This is a genomic window from Roseburia sp. TF10-5 (assembly GCF_003462365.1).
GTDB lineage: Bacteria > Bacillota > Clostridia > Lachnospirales > Lachnospiraceae > Roseburia > Roseburia faecis.
On sequence record NZ_QTYW01000007.1, the window covers coordinates 38081 to 55775 of the forward strand.

Annotated in this window: 16 protein-coding genes; 1 reads left to right on the plus strand and 15 read right to left on the minus strand. The window is 44.5% G+C overall.

Going from position 1 to position 17695, the window contains the following annotated elements:
• Window positions 1-146: 146 nt before the first annotated feature.
• The 5 genes from DXD06_RS08655 to hisC are packed head-to-tail and all read right to left on the minus strand — an operon-like array spanning window position 147 to window position 4595.
• Window positions 147-1076, minus strand: a complete 930-nt coding sequence (locus DXD06_RS08655) for an alpha/beta hydrolase (RefSeq protein WP_022045988.1) — start codon at window positions 1074-1076, stop codon at window positions 147-149.
• On the minus strand, window positions 1073-1738 hold the full coding sequence (locus tag DXD06_RS08660; RefSeq protein WP_117831366.1) for a DUF6320 domain-containing protein: 666 nt from the start codon (window positions 1736-1738) through the stop codon (window positions 1073-1075). Before DXD06_RS08660 ends, DXD06_RS08655 begins: the two co-directional genes overlap by 4 nt.
• Window positions 1731-3029 carry a hypothetical protein gene (locus DXD06_RS08665; protein ID WP_117831367.1) on the minus strand — a complete coding sequence of 433 codons (1299 nt, stop codon included), beginning with the start codon at window positions 3027-3029 and terminating at the stop codon, window positions 1731-1733. Before DXD06_RS08665 ends, DXD06_RS08660 begins: the two co-directional genes overlap by 8 nt.
• 19 nt (window positions 3030-3048) lie before the next feature.
• Entirely contained in the window at window positions 3049-3519 is a 471-nt protein-coding gene (locus tag DXD06_RS08670; protein ID WP_055263154.1) for a COG2426 family protein, read from the minus strand.
• Between the two features lie 14 nt (window positions 3520-3533).
• Window positions 3534-4595 (minus strand): histidinol-phosphate transaminase, encoded by a 1062-nt coding sequence (gene hisC / locus DXD06_RS08675; protein ID WP_117831368.1) that lies wholly within the window; start codon window positions 4593-4595, stop codon window positions 3534-3536.
• Between the two features lie 201 nt (window positions 4596-4796).
• Here hisC and DXD06_RS08680 point away from each other — a divergent pair, with 201 nt between their 5' ends.
• Window positions 4797-6161, plus strand: coding sequence for an MATE family efflux transporter (locus tag DXD06_RS08680; RefSeq protein WP_117831369.1), 1365 nt, complete (start codon window positions 4797-4799; stop codon window positions 6159-6161).
• A 517-nt stretch (window positions 6162-6678) separates the two neighbouring features.
• Here the strand turns inward: DXD06_RS08680 and galT are convergent.
• The 10 genes from galT to DXD06_RS08730 form a co-directional block, all read right to left on the minus strand.
• The gene (gene galT / locus DXD06_RS08685) at window positions 6679-8208 is read right to left on the minus strand and encodes a UDP-glucose--hexose-1-phosphate uridylyltransferase (protein ID WP_117831437.1); all 1530 of its coding nucleotides are present in this window, start codon (window positions 8206-8208) and stop codon (window positions 6679-6681) included.
• An 80-nt stretch (window positions 8209-8288) separates the two neighbouring features.
• Window positions 8289-9458: a galactokinase gene (locus tag DXD06_RS08690; RefSeq protein WP_117831370.1), complete on the minus strand. Its 1170-nt coding sequence runs from the start codon at window positions 9456-9458 to the stop codon at window positions 8289-8291.
• Between the two features lie 149 nt (window positions 9459-9607).
• On the minus strand, window positions 9608-10717 hold the full coding sequence (locus DXD06_RS08695) for a glycoside hydrolase family 53 protein (protein WP_117831371.1): 1110 nt from the start codon (window positions 10715-10717) through the stop codon (window positions 9608-9610).
• A 25-nt stretch (window positions 10718-10742) separates the two neighbouring features.
• Window positions 10743-11681, minus strand: a complete 939-nt coding sequence (locus tag DXD06_RS08700) for an AraC family transcriptional regulator (RefSeq protein WP_117831372.1) — start codon at window positions 11679-11681, stop codon at window positions 10743-10745.
• Between the two features lie 69 nt (window positions 11682-11750).
• Complete coding sequence (locus tag DXD06_RS08705; RefSeq protein ID WP_022045978.1) at window positions 11751-11969, minus strand: hypothetical protein; 219 nt, start codon at window positions 11967-11969, stop codon at window positions 11751-11753.
• Window positions 11942-13795, minus strand: coding sequence for a hypothetical protein (locus DXD06_RS08710; RefSeq protein ID WP_055068598.1), 1854 nt, complete (start codon window positions 13793-13795; stop codon window positions 11942-11944). Before DXD06_RS08710 ends, DXD06_RS08705 begins: the two co-directional genes overlap by 28 nt.
• 394 nt (window positions 13796-14189) lie before the next feature.
• Entirely contained in the window at window positions 14190-15371 is a 1182-nt protein-coding gene (locus DXD06_RS08720) for a phosphoribosylaminoimidazolecarboxamide formyltransferase (RefSeq protein WP_055068600.1), read from the minus strand.
• 38 nt (window positions 15372-15409) lie between these two features.
• Window positions 15410-16123 (minus strand): IMP cyclohydrolase, encoded by a 714-nt coding sequence (locus DXD06_RS08725; RefSeq protein ID WP_022045975.1) that lies wholly within the window; start codon window positions 16121-16123, stop codon window positions 15410-15412.
• Between the two features lie 64 nt (window positions 16124-16187).
• On the minus strand, window positions 16188-16334 hold the full coding sequence (locus tag DXD06_RS18120; protein WP_155177269.1) for a hypothetical protein: 147 nt from the start codon (window positions 16332-16334) through the stop codon (window positions 16188-16190).
• A gap of 174 nt (window positions 16335-16508) precedes the next feature.
• Window positions 16509-17522, minus strand: a complete 1014-nt coding sequence (locus DXD06_RS08730; RefSeq protein WP_022045974.1) for a DnaJ C-terminal domain-containing protein — start codon at window positions 17520-17522, stop codon at window positions 16509-16511.
• Between the last annotated feature and the right edge of the window lie 173 nt (window positions 17523-17695).

The following is a 17695-nucleotide window of genomic DNA, read 5'->3' on the forward strand; positions in this document are numbered from 1 at the left end:
TTAACAAATACAAGACTACACTACATCTTGTGTTATTGTCAACCCACATTTCTACATCATGTGGAGGCTTACTCCATGGAAATGTAGACGTATCTAGGCGTTTATGCAATATGTGAAAAAATTCCGCGCCATTTTTGTAATAATTTTTACAGTCTGCTGTCCGTGCGCAGCACATCAATGAATTTGCCGGCTTCTGCCCATGCCTTCTTTGATTCTGGAATATTCAGATATGCCATCTGGAACACATGAAACATCCCTTCATAAACAGACAGGCGCACTTTTACCCCCTGCTCCCTTGCCTTTGCCGCTACCGAAACCGAATCACTCAGAAGCATCTCAATCGATCCAACCTGTATGAGCATTGGCGGAAATCCCCGGAAATCCCCAAACAGCGGAGAAATATACGGGTCCATCCGGTCATGTTCCCCCGGATAATCATTCTGGTAAATCAGACTCTCCTTCGTATTTCCAAACAGTGGATCTTTCTCATAATTGGTCTCATAAGACTCCCCGCTGGCCGTCAGATCCGTCCACGGAGACATGGCTATGATTCCTCCCGGTACCGGCATATTATGATCCCGCAGATACATACAGAGTGCCATCGCCAGTCCACCGCCTGCCGAATCTCCGGCAAGGATAATCTGTTCTCCATAATATCCCTTGGAAAGCAGCCAGCGGTATGATGCCAATGCATCTTCAAGTGCCGCCGGATATGGATTCTCCGGAGCCACACGATAATCCGGAGTAAGCACATTGCATCCATGGCTCAGCTCGTTATATAATCCTGCAAACACATAATACGCATTGCGCACAGCTCCCGTATAACCACCGCCGTGTAACTGCAGAATCACGTAATCCGTGTTTGGATTTTCCTTTAACGACAAAAGTTTCATCGTAAAATGATCCATATTGATTCCTGTCAGGTTAAACATTGCCGGTGGAATCCATGGCGGCTCTATCATCCGCTTGCGCAGCTCTCCGCTCTTTATTTTTTTTCCGATTTTCAAATCATTGGTAAAATGTGACAGCATTTCTGCCACCACACGTCCTTTTACACTCGCTTCGCTTTCTATCATATATGAAATCTCCGTTTCAGTTCGGTTCGTGCACGCTGATCACCAAGAATCAGTGTTCCAAGGAATAAAAATACCGATACCCCGAGGGACCCCCATGCCAGATATGGAAAATGAATGATTCTCATCTGCAGCAATACCACCGGCACAATGCTCAGCAATATCGTCAGCAGTTCCGACATCATATAACTCTGCCAGTTTCTCCGGTTTATCAGAATCAGGATAAACAACGCCAGATCAATGGCAATGATTCCCCCCGGAAGCACATAGTCTAACGACCAGCGCCGGTATCCGGTCAGATAATCAATTCCAAGAAGCATTACAATGGCAAGAAGTACCAGACAGACGGTTTTGGCCAGATATCCGGATTTTCCCAGAATTGCCATGCGAAGCACCACATTTCCATATAAAAGAATGATACCAATTACAAGGCTCCATGCCACTTCCCTGTCCACCTGGAAATTGATGGCAATCAGCAGACACTCCGCCACAATGGAGATAAACAGTACCAGATTCTCCACAAACCGGAATTTACGCGCCGTTGCAATGGCATCCGGATACCGGCTCTCTCCCGGTATCCCGTCCGACTCCAGCACATGTTTACAGAGCGGACAGCGGTCCGTATCGTCCAATATGACAACATTACATTTTTTGCATTTATTCATAATATACTCCGTTCGTCTCAATCTCCACATCCACACCATCCGCCGCAATCTTGCGGAAAAATGCCTTCTGTACCAGAGCCTCGGAAAAGATGGAACTGAATGTAAATACCAGCGTATCCTGGTAAGAACAGATCGTTCCTTTCAGATACTGCCCTTTTGACATGGCTATAAAAGCCGAAAAACCTTCTATATAGGGCTGGTAAATATCTTTGATCTTGATATTACCGATGTTTGTGATCGTTGTCGTATTTGCCACTGCGGATTTTTCATATACGATACGCATGGCAATATTTTTCAAAAATAACGGCACCGGACGCATAAGCAGGTTCCTCTGATTGGATACACTGTAAGAAAACAGATCCTCTAAATGTTCCTTATTGATCTGGGAGTGCAGGCTGCTTTGTATGCATGCAAGTACTTCCTCAAACGTGTAGGACTCTTTCTGTGGACGGAATTCTGCAGATACCATAACAAAAAAGTTTTTTGTCGTATCCGAATCAAAATACGGCCGCAGATTGACCGGCACTGCGATTCGGATCGGTTTTCCTCCCGGCATCCCGTGTAACAGTTCTTTATACACACTCCATACAAAGACTGCAATAAAATATTCATTCAAAGATGCATGATAGCCATGTGCTACCTTTTTCAGCTGTGAGACCGGCATCCGCCCATGCATGACACCAAATTCTCCGGCCGGAAGTTTATCTTCTTTGATCAGATATGCTTTTTCTTTATTAAATCCGCTTGGCTTGCTGCTGCGGTAATTGCGGACAAAGCTGTCCTCCCTGCTGAGAGAGGTATCTCCGCTCAGTTTATTTCCTTCTTTTTCTGCCAGTTCCGGATGCACCAGACGCAGATACTGATACGTCAGCTCCCGGAGGAAATTAATGCCTCCCATGCCATCGGTCAGTACATGAAACACTTCCAGATTGATTCTTGACTTATAATAGGTCACACGGAACAGATAATTGCGGTTTTTGTTCTGCCGGATAAACCGGCATGGAAACATCGCCTCTTCCGTGACTTTCGGTGCCTTTTTTCCGTTCTCTTCAAAATAATACCAGAATACGCCTGTGCGCATCCGAAGATTAAACCCATCGAATTTCGGCAGAATCATGTCCAGCGCCTGCTGCAGAAATTCCACCTGAACCTCTTCTTTTAAGGTCACACTGATCCGGTACACGTTTGTCATACTCTCCCCCGCAATGGACGGGAAAAGATGTGCTGTATTATCAAGCTTATCCCAGCGCACCTGACGCGGAATCGTCTTGGTTTTTTTCTTGTCTTTCATTGATTAATTACTTCCTTGGTTATTTCAAAAACATGCCGAATCCTGCCACACTGAGCACCATCATAATAATTCCTGCCAGCAGAACCCCGAGCATGACGGCGATAATTGTCGATTTAAAATCCATGTCCAGAATACTAGCCGCCAGTGTTCCTGTCCATGCACCGGTTCCCGGAAGCGGAATTCCTACAAACAGGAGCAGTGCGATAAACAGCCCCCGGCCTGCTTTTTCCTGTAATTTCTTTCCACCCTTTTCTCCCTTCTCCAGACACCAGGAAAAAAACTTTCCAATCACCGGTTTATCCGCTCCCCATACCAGAACTTTCCGTGCAAACAGATAAATCACCGGCACCGGCAGCATATTTCCGATAATTGCCACAATATAAGAAGAAAGTACCGGCAGCTGCAGTCCCTGCGAAATAATAATGGAACCGCGCAGTTCCACCAGTGGTACCATGGAAACAAAAAATACCCACAAGTATTTTGTCAACATAAAAAATCCTCGCTTTATTTATTTAAATATTTTTTCAGAAAATCGATCAGTTTATGCATCTGCTCATCCGTACCGATTGTGATACGCAGATATTCGTTGATCCGTGCCGGCTTGCCAAAATGCCGCACATAAATATCGTTTTTCTTCAGTGCTTCAAACAGTTCCACACCGGAAACATCCGGATGCATGGCAAAAATAAAGTTGCTTTTGGAATCACCAAATACGAACCCGAGTGCCCGAAGCTGCTCTTTGGTCCACTCTCTTGTCTTTATGATTTTCTCTGTCGTCTGCTCAAAATATGCCCGGTCACGGATAGATGCCGTTCCCAACGCAATGGTGATACGATCCATCGTGTATGAATTGAAGGAATACTTCACATCATTTAAATATTTAATCAGTGTCGGATTACTGATGGCAAAGCCAATCCTCGACCCCGCCAGAGAACGTGACTTGGAAAATGTCTGTACCACAATTACATTATCGTATTTATCAATCAGAGGCAGGGCACTCTCTCCTCCAAAGTCAATATATGCCTCATCCACGATCACAATCACATCCGGATTTGCCTGAACGATCTCCTCAATGGCAGATACCGGAAGAAGTTCCCCGGTCGGTGCATTCGGGTTTGGGAATACGATTCCACCATTTTCACATTTATAATCTACCGGATTCAGGCGGAATGCATCATCCAGCGGAATCTGTGTATACGGAATGCGAAGCATTTCTGCCCACACGTCATAAAAGGAATAGGTAATATCCGGAAACAGAATCGGCTTCTTTGAATTAAAGAAGGTCATAAACAGCATTGCAAGCACATCATCCGATCCGACACCGACAAAGACCTGTGAAGGATCTACCTGATAGAATTGTGCAATCCCATCCACCAGATCTGTCACAACCGGATCCGGATACAGCCGCAGATCATCCGTATGAAAATGTTCCAGTGCTTCCTTTACCCCCGGTGCCGGCGGATATGGATTTTCATTGGTATTTAACTTGATGATCTGTGATTTCTTTGGCTGCTCTCCCGGTGTATAGGGAACAACCTTACGTATATTTTTTTCCCAGTTTTTCAACTTTAATCTCCTTTATATGTACAATATTACAGTCACTTACCACTCTACCGCATTCTTCCTCAAATGTAAAGAATTGACGCGGCAAAAAAAACGCAAAAAAAATGAAATTTCAGCATTTTTTCCTCTTGCAGTTTTACACAATCGTGATAAAATATCCTAGCATTTGCAGTTTTGTTTAAAATATAAAAGGAGTAAATCATTATGGCAAGAAGTACAACAAAAGAATTGACCAGCGGTTCCCCTATGAAACTGATTCTCGGTTTCGCCGTACCGCTTCTGTTCGGTATGCTGTTTCAACAATTTTACAGTCTCATGGACACCATCATCGTCGGCCGCTATCTCGGCGTGACGGCACTTGCTGCAGTTGGGGCAACCGGAAGTATCAATTTTCTGATCATAGGATTCTGTCAGGGAATCTGCAACGGTTTCGGTCTGCCGGTTGCCCAGCGGTTCGGTGCGCGCGACTATGACGGCGTGCGCAAATATGTCGGTAATTCCGCCATTCTGTCGGTTCTCATCGGCGGTGTTCTCACGGCACTGACCGTCATTTTCTGTCGGCAGATTCTGGTGCTGATGCAGACACCTTCCGATATTATCGACCTGTCCTACAATTATATTGTTGTTATTTTTGCCGGCATACCAGCCACCATCCTTTATAATATACTCTCCTCCTACCTGCGTTCTCTGGGGGACTCCATCACGCCGGTCATTTTTCTGATCGTTGCGGCTGTCTTAAATATCGGACTGGATCTGTTCTTTATCATCTGTCTGCACTGGGGAGTTTTTGGTGCCGCATTTGCTACCGTTTTATCGCAGGCGGTTTCCGGTGTGCTGTGTCTTTTCGTGATCATCCGGAAATTTGACATTCTGCACCTGAAGCGCTCCGACTGGGTACTGGATGCTTCCTATGTAAGAAATCTTCTGATTATGGGACTTCCTATGGGTCTGCAGTATTCCATTACCGCCATCGGAAGCGTCATTCTGCAGACTGCTGTCAACACCTTAGGTTCAGGCGCCGTGGCAGCCATGACGGCCGGCAGCCGTATTTCGATGTTTATGGTGTGCCCATTTGACGCACTCGGTTCTACCATGGCAACTTACGGCGGACAAAACGTGGGTGCCGGAAAATATGCTCGTCTGGCAAGTGGTATGAAATCCGCCATCATTCTTGCCGCAGTTTACTCCGCAGCGATCCTTGTTGTCATCATTTTCCTTGCACGTCCACTGATCTATCTGTTTATAGATCCTTCGGACAGTGCCAATATCACACAGGTTGTCGCACAGGCCAGACAATTTCTGATCACCAACACCTGCTTTTATATGCTTCTGTCACTGGTCAATATCGTCCGGTTTCTTATCCAGGGAATGGGCTTTTCCGGCTTTGCTGTATTTGCCGGTGTATTTGAGATGATTGCCCGCGCATTGATCGGTCTGATCTTTGTACCGATCTTCGGATTTACGGCTGCATGTTTTGCCAGTCCGCTGGCATGGCTGTTTGCGGATTGTTTCCTGCTTCCGGCGTTCTTTCATTGCCGGAAGAAACTTATGCGGGGGGCTTGCCAATAAATAACAAGTATAAATATAAATTTTCTCGATACGACGGGATCTATTGATAAAAAAATAGTGATTAAGGTGACACATTTCCTTATTTTCAATGCCTAAAATAAAGGAATGTCACCTGCAAGAGAAAAATTGCTTCTTCAGATACCGATTTTTTGAAAAAATGGTACCTGAAGAAGCAATTTTTGTTCCATAGAGACTTTGTGGTATCTAAATGTTACATTTTAAGTGTATAGATACCATAACGGTATCTTTTATGCAAATTTTCTTTGTATAGATACCAGCACATTTTCCAAATTATCTTTTCTCCAACCAACAGGAAGAAGGCGTATATTTCTTTCGGAAGAACAAATTTGCAACTTGCTCTGGCACTCACTGAATAAAGATAATTGCATAAAATGAAAACCCTTACACAAAGAACCTGAAATCAATGCCAGAGCTGCTTTGCAAATTTTTCTGTAGAAAGAGAATATACGCTTTCTTCCGTCACATTGAGAAAACTTATATCTGCCAGAGAACGCAATTAAACAGCTGCAATAAAACGTTCGAATGCCTTACGTCCTTCCGGTGTACACTTGTACACACCTGCATCCTGCAATACTTCATTAAAGACCAGACCGATTTCCTCATGCAGAATATCCATCACATTGTCTTTTGTGATCTTATCATACTTCGGAAGGAAACCTTCTGCCCATTCTGCATGGGAAGCAAGTGTTTCTGTCGCACGTAAGTCTGTACCATTTACCAGTGCATCGGCAAGCTCTGCCATCTCATCTTTCAGGCGGGCAGGCAGTACCGCAAGTCCCATAACCTCGATGAGACCGATGTTCTCTTTTTTGATATGATGCAGTTTTGCATGTGGATGATATACTCCCAGAGGATGTTCCCCGGTCGTAATATTGTTACGCAGCACCAGATCCAGTTCAAAATCATCCCCACGTCTGCGGGCAATCGGAGTGATTGTATTGTGTGGCTCTCCGTCTGTCTCGGCATAGATGAATGCATCCTCATCGGTATAGCCTCTCCAGGTTAAGAGAATCTTGTCTGCCAGTTCAATCAGACGCTCCTTGTCCGGTCCGCTGATACGAATGACAGACATCGGCCATTTCACGATTCCTGCTTTCACATCGGAAAATCCCTCAAACTGAAGTTCTTTTTCAATCGGTGCTTTTGCCATGGCAAATGTATAATGTCCACCCTGGAAATGATCATGACTTAAGATGGAACCTCCAACGATCGGCAGGTCTGCATTGGAACCTACAAAATAATGTGGAAACTGTGTCACAAAATCCAGAAGTTTTCCAAACGTTGCACGCTCGATTTTCATTGGTGTATGCCTGGAATTGAACACGATGCAGTGCTCATTGTAATATACATATGGAGAATACTGGAAAAACCAGTCACTGTTGTTAATCGTCAGTGGAATGATGCGGTGGTTCTGGCGTGCCGGATGGTTGACACGTCCTGCATATCCCTCATTTTCCTTACAGAGCTGGCACTTCGGATACGCGCTCTGCTTTGCATTTTTTGCTGCCGCAATGGCTTTTGGATCTTTCTCCGGTTTGGACAGATTGATGGTGATATCCAGTGTTCCAAACTCGGTGTCGGTTGTCCACTTGCGGTCTTTTTTGATACGCTGTCTTCTGATATAATTGCTGTCACAGCTTAATTTGTAAAAATAATCCGTTGCGGCAAGCGGTGAGGTATGCTCATACAGATCACGGAACGTCTTGCGGACACTGCTTGGTTCCGGTACCAGACATCCCATAATTTTTGTATCAAACAAATCTTTGTATACAATACTGTTTTCTGCCATGAGACCATTCTCATATGCATAATCCATCATTTCTGCAAGGATTCCCTCAAGTTTTCCTTCTGCCTCTTCCTGTGTCCATGCCGGAAGATTTTCCACCTTTTCAAATACCGCATCCTCGATTTCGTCTACCTGAAAAAGCTCCAGCAGGCGGTTAATGGTATATACTTTGTCCTCCGGATCTACCAGTCCGGTGCTCAGACCATATTTTACTAACTCTAAAATGTTCTCCTGAATCATCTCGTACTCCTTTTTATAAAGCCTGTCGGCAAATGCGGTTCCAATCAGCTCCGCACACATTTACCCTATGTAATACGTTCTTAAATCAGACGGCTTGGGCCATCTCCGATGGAAACCACATAAAATTCCGGTGTCTTTCCGACTTTTTCCTCATATGCCTTTGTCAGCTTCTCCTTGAATTCGTCCACGGATGCATCCTTTACGATACTGACCGTGCATCCACCGAATCCGCCTCCGGTGATACGGGAACCGATCACACCAGGAATCTTCCATGCTTCATCCACAAGTACATCCACTTCCGGACAGGAGGTCTCATAATCGTCACGCAGGGAAACATGGGAAGCATTCATAAGTTTTCCGAATGTTTCAATATCGTTTTCCTTCAGAGCCCTGACTGCTGCGATTGTACGCTGATTCTCGTAAACTGCATGTTTGCCTCTCTTTCTGGCAACTTCGTCCTTAATGGCTCCCTTGTACTGCTCAAACTGCTCATCCGTCAGATCTCCAAGTGTTTTGATATCCACAACGGTCTGCAGATCCTTCAGTGCCTGTGCACTCTCATTTCTGCGGTCATTGTATGCGGAAGTAACCAGGCTGTGTTTTACCATACTGTTGGTGACGACAATTTTTGCCCCGTCAAGTACGATTGGTGCATATTCAAAAGAAAGATCCGAAGTATCAAGGAAAATTGCATTGTCCTTTTTACCCATGGCAGATGCAAACTGATCCATAATTCCACAGTTGCAGCCATTGTAATTGTTCTCGGAATACTGTCCGATCAGAGCCAGATCCTGATTGGTCACATCAAAACCATACAGATCCTTTAACATATATCCGGTAACCACTTCTAAGGATGCGGAAGAAGAAAGTCCGGAACCGTTTGGAATATTTCCAAATAACGCAATATCCAGACCGGTTTCTAACTTCATGCCACGTCCTTCAAACGCCCACATTACCCCCATCGGATAGTTGGTCCACAGTCCATCCGGGTCCGGAGTAAATGCATCCAGCGAACTTTCGATTACTCCCAGTTCATCGAAGTTCATGGAATAAAAACGCAGTTTCCGATCAGTTCTCTTTCTCGCTGCCATGTAGGTTCCAATGGTAAGTGCACATGGAAATACATGTCCGCCGTTGTAATCGGTATGCTCACCGATCAGATTTACACGTCCCGGTGCAAAATATACTCTGATGTCCCCCTCATCGCCAAAGATTTCTTTAAACTTTGCTAATACATCATTCTGAATCATTGTTCTCTCCCTTTCTACATGTTTATCCGCTGCTTGGTGCAACGGTTCGTTTTCTTGATAATTCCATTATACATGAAGGGGAATTCTTTGCAATATGCTTTGCGCAACTTGCAACATTCCCATTCCTTCATGCAACAATTTTACATATCTTATTTTCTAAAATCACGAATCACTTCCAGTGCCGGAAGGACATTTCCATCGTAGTCAAACAATGCCTGATTTGCCCACTCATTGCCACATGGTCCCGGATCATTCATATACTTTAAGGATGCCGGCGTTGCCCAGCCGCTTCCGTGTACCGGAATCCATGCAGGCTCCCACCAAAAAAATCCCAGACCTTTGTTGTCACGCACATGTGCCACGCGGTTTAAGAAGTCCTTCGTAAAATCTACCTGTCCCTGTACCGTCATCGGATACTCGATCTTTGCCACAAGTTCCGGCTTTGTCGCATATCCCTTTCGCTCACTGTCCTTTAGTTTCTCATACTGCTTGTAATCTTCCATGGTATATCCCATAGAAACCTCTGCCACGATCAGTTCCTTCCCGTAACGGGCTGCCATATCGTTCATGTTGTCTTCAAGCATCTGCAGGGTGCCATGCCAGAACGGGTAATAGGAAAGTCCGATATAATCAAAATCTTCCCCACGCTCCATATAATGATCGAACCAGTCGCGGTACATCTCATTGTTTCCACCATTGTCGAGATGAATCATCAGCGGGATCTCCGGCTTAACGGCACGGCATGCCCGGATACCGGAACCGATAAATCTTGCAATATTGTCATAATTCGGCTTTAATCCCTCCGGCCAGAGCAGTCCGTTGGTCACTTCGTTGCCCACCTGGATCATTGTCACATTGACACCGGCTTCCAGTACTTTGCGCAGAGAATCCTCGGTAAACTCATAAACTGCCTGTTCCAGCTGGTCCGCGTCAAAATCTTTCCATGCCTTTGGCTTAATCTGTTTTCCCGGATCTGCCCAGAAATCACTGTAATGAAAATTTAATAATACGCCGAATCCCGCATCGGATACTTTCTTTCCGATGGCAATTGTCTCTGCCAGATCATTGCATCCGGCACCGTACGGTTCACCGGTTTCGGAATACGGGTCATTCCACAGACGCAGACGGATTGTGTCCACATCATAATCTCTCATGATGTCTAAAATATCCCGCTCTTTTCCATGGTCATAATATTTTGCCCCACAGCGCTCTAACTCAAGCAATGTGGAAAGGTCCATTCCTTTAATAAATCTGCTCATCTTTTCTCCTTTTCTTCGAAAACGTTTACCATCCCTTTAATGCGTTAATATGAAAGTTCTGTAATTTCCGCTCATACCGCTGTGGATTGATCTTCCACTGGTATGGCGACGTATTAAAAAATTTTTTAAAATTCCGGTTAAAGGTAGAAGTTGTGGAAAATCCTGCCTTTCTGGCAACCTCATCCATCGAATCATTGCCATGCTTCATCTGTTCACACGCGTATTGTACACGCACCAGATTCACATAATCCATCGGCAGCATATGCACATATTCTTCAAACACTTTCCGGAAAGATGTCTCACTCATCCCACAGACCTGCGCAAGGGTGCACACTTTTACCTCTTCCTGATAATGGTCATTGACAAACGTGAGTGCATCTGCGATCTGCCGCATTGTTCCGCTTCCTGCCGCCTCAAGTCTCGTCTGTGTCTGTACTTCATTCAGACGAAACATCTCATACACCAGCGCATGCAGATAACTTGTGATCACCTGACGATAATACGGACTCTGCTTTTTTTCTTCCCGGATGATGGCATTGACGATCTCTGCAATCTCCGGACACTCGCTCCCATGCAGCAAATGTGCCGATCTGCGTACCAGTTCAATAGCCTCATTTTTTTGTGCAATCCGGTCACCATACAGTTCCTCTATGACATGATTGACATCCACATATAAAAATTCCCAGGAATTTCTGGTCATTCCATTACTGATCGTTGTATGCGGAATATTCGGTGGAATCAGGGTAACAGAATTCGTCCGGTAGGTATACGTGTGTTCATTTATAATAAGCTCCCCTTCCCCTTTTCTGCAAATTCCAATCTCCATAAGGTTATGGAAATGCAGATAAAAATTGTCATGTCCGTATACCCGGTTCCACTCCTCTCCCAACAAAGCAAGTACCGGTTCTCCCTGTGGAATTTCATAAAAACGCAGTTCCACGGTTTCTTTTTGTTTTCGTCCCATAGGCATATTATACTCCCTGAAAGTTATACCCTGATATTAAAAACGTGCGGCAGCTGCCGCACGTTCTTTTTAGTCGAAATCAAACTTGTCGAATCTCTTATGCATTGCCCCATAACGGAATCGAACCATCTCATTTTTCGCTAAAACGTCTTCCTCCGTACCTCTGTACTGGCAGCGGATACAACTGTAAATCTTTGTATCTTTATTGTAAAACATATCGATGTCGAGGTCTCTCATAAAGCAGGACGGACATCTGTAATTTAATTTGCCTTTTCCAAGTTGAGCCATGTTGCAAATACCTCCTTGTCTGTAATAGTCTTCTTATATCCAAGTTTAAACATTGGTGAGAATGCATATCCTTCCTCAATGTATCCTTCTGCGTCTGTAGAAGAAGCAGTCAGGGAAACTTTGGTGTCGATTGGAGGCACTACAGCGCTGACTGCGGTTGCTCCTGCTAGGACTTCACTGCGGCACTTGTATGCATAGTGAATGGTCTTTTCATCTGCACCTTCGCATTTTAATACGACAGATGTCATATCTTCCGGATACTCTGTGGTTCCGTAGCATGCTACCATGTACTCATCAATGGTAACCTCTGCATCAGGATCACTCATCTCGAGAATATTTCTTTCGATCTTGATCTTAGAAGAACCTTCCTCAAAATATTCCTTTGTCTGTAATTTTACTGTCAGTCCATTAAACTCGATGGTTACCGGATCCAGTGTCAGGATTCTGGTATTGCCTTCCTGTGAGAAATGTGCATGTGTCGGGCAGAGGCACAGATCTACTTCCTCACCCTTGTAGCAGAGCTTTGCACTTCTGACTGTTCCTTCTCCTGCGTAATGTGTAAAGTATCCGGCACGGTACTTCTCCTGAATCAGGAATGGATAAGAAGCATCCTGTACATGAGGTGTTCCGATACCAACCGGCCAGTTTAATTTTGCAACATATGGACGAAGGTCAACAATCGCACCACCCTGATCCATATTAACACAGGCTCTCATAAACGGATCGCAGTACCAGAACAGCTGCTTGTCAGATCCGTATAAAATATCTCTCCAAAGGGCACATTCCGGCTCTGTATAACGTTTCTCGTCGGTAATGCCTTTCTTCTTTCTGTAGTGATCTGCGAACTCGGACATGGTCATATCTACCAGCTTGCCCTCTTTCTTCAAATCTCCGTAATACTTACATCCGTCACTGTATGACTTTAACAGCAGATCATATGGAGCCTCCCAGCGGCCCATCTTGTTCATCCAGCCTGGTCCGACGAACATCATGTTGTAAGCATATCCATTGTTGTATTTTTCCAGATCACGATACTGATCGATCAGGTTATACAGATACGGATACTCCCAGGTCTTTGTATCATAAATCATACCGCGAAGCACGTTCTGTGGATGTGTACCGAAGTTTGATCCGTTTCCGTCATAACATGCAATCAGGTCACGGGAAAGGTGTGGGATAGCTACGATTCCACTGTCCTCTGCCTGATTTGCTGCCGGCGCATGTGTATTCTGCTTGGATGGAATCCATGGTGCCCATGGGCCGCCATCGAAAAGTGTATACCAGGAGTTGTTACAGGTATGATATGCTTTCGGGCCTTCCTCCCAGCAGGTAGCTACCGCACACTTCACAGACGGGTAAGCTTCCTTCACATAATTGATCAGCTCTGCGTCCATATAGTAGGAACCGGTTGACTCCGGGTAAAAGCCGAAACGATCATGGAATTTCTCGAACACATCATTAACGATTGCCTTCTTGTCTTCCATGGAAAACATCCAGATACAGAAATCTTTTGTCTTATATTTCTCACGGAACTCTTCGCAAGGCAGTCCCAAAAGGGAAAGTGCGATTTCGTCTCCATAGACTTCATGATCATGTTTTGCGATCTCAACCGCTTCATCGTTAAACAAAGAAGCATATGTCATCTGAATGGTAACTTTCAGGCCATTCTCATGTGCCAGTCTCTGCTGTGTCTTGAAAATATCGAGAGACTCTGTAAGTAAAGCCTTATCTCCGATATCCTCTTCCTTTCCCTGTCCGGTCACGGTTGCAGAATACTCTGGAACCATCTCCGGGCGATGGATGATGTTTACAATAAATTTGTCCATCTCGTTCTCCCTCCGCTAGATGTATTTTATTTCTGGACTGCGCTTTTGCGCAATCGGTTGTTCTATGGTTCTAGTATAACAAGAGAGTCCCACAGTGTCAATGTATAATTTTGATATATTTCGCTTTCTTTTTTGCACACTTTTCACAATTCCAAGCATATTCTTTTTTATTTGCGCAATCGGTTGTTTTGTGTAATTTTTAATATTTTTCGTATTTTTTAGTATATTTTTCATGCATATAGAACCCACATTTTGCGCAAATTCATTTATTTTTCATCATCCAAACACAAAAACAGCCATTTGGATATTTCCAAATGGCTGTTTTTGTGTTTAGATTTTAGAGTTTATGATCCTACGAACAGATTCCGCATGTCCGTATCCTGTCCCTTTGAAATTAGTGATGGAATAAACGGATTCCAGTAAAGCTCATAACCATACCGTATTTATTACATGTCTCGATCACATTGTCATCACGTACCGATCCGCCCGGCTCTGCCACATACTTTACGCCGCTTTTGTGTGCGCGCTCAATATTGTCGCCAAATGGGAAGAATGCATCCGATCCCAATGCCACATCGGTATTTTTATCCAGCCATGCACGCTTCTCTTCTGCGGTAAATACCGCCGGTTTTACCTTAAAAATCTTCTCCCATGCACCATCTGCAAGAACATCCATATAATCCTCACCCATGTACAGATCAATGGCATTGTCACGGTCCGCACGCTTGATACCGTCAACAAACTGCAGTCCTAAAACCTGTGGAGACTGGCGCAGCCACCAGTTATCTGCCTTCGAACCAGCCAGACGGGTACAATGGATACGGGACTGCTGTCCTGCTCCGATACCGATTGCCTGTCCGCCCTTGACATAACATACAGAGTTAGACTGTGTATACTTTAAAGTGATCATGGAAATTGCCAGATCAATCTTTGCCTGCTCCGGCAGTTCTTTGTTTTCTGTCACGATGTTGTCAAAGAAATCATCTCCGATATGAAGTTCATTTCTTCCCTGCTCGAATGTGATACCAAATACATCCTTATGCTCGATCGGAGCCGGCTCGTATGCCGGATCAATCTCGATTACACAGTAATTGCCCTTCTTTTTCTGCTTTAAAATTTCCAAAGCTTCCTCCGTATATCCCGGAGCAATCACACCATCGGAAACCTCGCGCTTGATGACCTTTGCTGTTGCTGCATCACAGATGTCTGACAGGGAAATAAAATCTCCGAATGAAGACATACGGTCTGCACCTCTGGCACGGATATAAGCATTTGCAAGCGGTGTAAACTCAATATCCATATCATCGACCCAGTAAATTTTCTTTTCCACGTCAGACAGCGGAAGTCCTACCGCTGCACCAGCCGGGGAAACATGTTTGAAAGAAGTTGCTGCCGGAAGTCCGGTTGCCTTCTTTAATTCCTTTACCAGCTGCCATCCATTAAAAGCATCCAGAAAATTGATATATCCGGCTCTTCCGCAGAGCACCTTAATCGGCAGATCTTTGCCATCTGCCATATAGATTCTGGCCGGTTTCTGATTTGGGTTACATCCGTATTTTAATTCATATTCCTGCATGATTTTCTCCTTTTTCAACAATCCGCTCTTATTTATTTTTATTTATTCTTGTTTACAATTCTTGACTCATAGTTTCCGGTCTCAATGTCAATAAAACGTACAAACAGGGAAACTTTATTATCCTCATTTAAATTCTCCCATACCATTTTCGTAAACGTATCGATATCTCCATCAATATCAACCCAGGTTGGTTCACCCTCGAAACTTGGCAGTGGATTTCCGTCTCCCATATAAGTATGGATAAAATGTCCCTCTCCGGCAACCGGGTTGCTGTATGCAAACGTGTAACGGTTGCATGCATCCGGATTTCCGTTGTTGCTCTTTAAGATAGACATCGCATAATTGAACTCACCCTTATCAATGTGCATGATACCGGAAATACGTGGAGTATAATTTGGTGCGTCCGGCTCAAATTCTCTGGTGCGCAACGCCTGCTCAAATGTCTGCTGCTTATCCATCAGCTCATAAATCGTATCGGTCTGATCTCCGTTTGTCACAATCGTCTTGTTGCCAAGTACTCGAACCGGTGCGTAAATGATCAGGCTCGGATCTTCCAGCTTTGACGGATCAAATGCCTGTGTACGGATACCTTCGCCATCCTCTACAAATACACGATTACGGCTGTTTGCGCTTCTTCCCATAATAAAATAAGCAGTTACCGCCTTCTTTCCATCCTTAGAACGTCCGATCACAATACCACGTCCCGGATATGTTGTTGCGCCTAATTCTTTACTGAGTGCTACCTTCTGCATTTGTTTCTCCTTTCGCAAATACGCCTAAAATAAATAAAAACCGACACATCCGGGAACCCACATTTCAATCAAATACATATTTCATGTATTTCCCTGCAATGTGCGGTGCCCAGACGGTCGGCCCCTGCGGTGCTTCTCTGAAGCATCGCCTTATCTGCGGTACATCTGTGATGTATCGCCCTATCTGCGGTGCAATCTTTGGATCTGTCACCTTTATATCTCTTGTTATACTCCACGTGGTTCTTCCACTTATCCGTCAGTCATATAACTAAATTTATTTAAGCATGGAAAGTTCCTCTTGTCAAGGGATCTTCTGTTATTTCATCGTTACTATTCACTCACATGTTACTGTTCACAGGTTACCCTGCGAACAGTAACTTCGCATTCAGCTGCATGCCCGTGCATATTCCTGTAATTTTTCTTTTGCAGTCTGCGACAAATGTGTCGGAACCTCTATCTGCACCTGGGCATATTCATCTCCGTGAACTGCCGGATTATTCATGGCTGCTACGCCCTTTCCTTTCAATCGGATTTTTGCCCCAGACTGTGTACCGGGTTTAATCTTACAGACAACATCTCCATACAACGTATGGATCTTTATCTCTCCTCCGAGCACAGCTGTTGTATACGGAATTTTCACCGTCGTATAAACATCCTGGCCTTTTCGCTCGTAACCAGATTTTTCTCCGACTTTGACTTTGATCAGCAGATCTCCGTCCTTTCCATTGTACCCTTTCTGTCCTTTCCCTTTCAGACGCACAGACTGCCCGTTTGCAATGCCTGCCGGAATATGCACTTCAAAGTTCTGGCTCTTTCCGTCACTGGAAGAAAGCGTAAACCTTTTATCACAGCCAAATACCGCTTCTTCAAAGCTGATCGGTACTTCCGTCTCGATATTTTGCCCTCTTTTCTCATGTACTCCGCCAAAACCACTGCCAAATTCTCCGGTACTTCCAAATCCGCTTCTTGCGCCAAAACCTCCGGTTCCGTGGAATCCACCTTTTTTTCCAAACAATTTGTCAAGAATATCATCCATATCGGAAGAACCATCAAAATGGAACTCCTGATATCCGCTGCCCGGTTCTCCGGAAGAATACGACTGATAAAATCCTCCATTTCCAAATGGATTCCCGTACTGTGCCTGTTTCATCTTCTCCGGATCAAAACCTGCCTCCAGCGAAATCGGACCGTACTCATCATACAATTTCCGCTTCTTCGGATCTCCCAACACTTCGTAAGCTTCCGTTACTTCCTGAAAAATCTTTTCCGCATTTGGATTTCCTTTATTCATATCCGGATGATATTTTTTGGCAAGTTTTCGATATGCCTTTTTAATCGTTGCTTCGTCTGCATTTTTATCTATTCCCAAAACTTCGTAAAAATCTCTTTTTGCTGCCATAATTATCACCTCACCAATCACAAAAACAGGAACTGCTTTCTAAAATGCACTTCCTGTCATTCCATCTCAGTCAGAGCATTTTCCACTAAGACGTACTTATATCTTTGCTTCAGTTTTGTTATAGCATTGTTTTTAGCACTCGTCAAGCACGTCTGCTAACAATTTTCTTAATT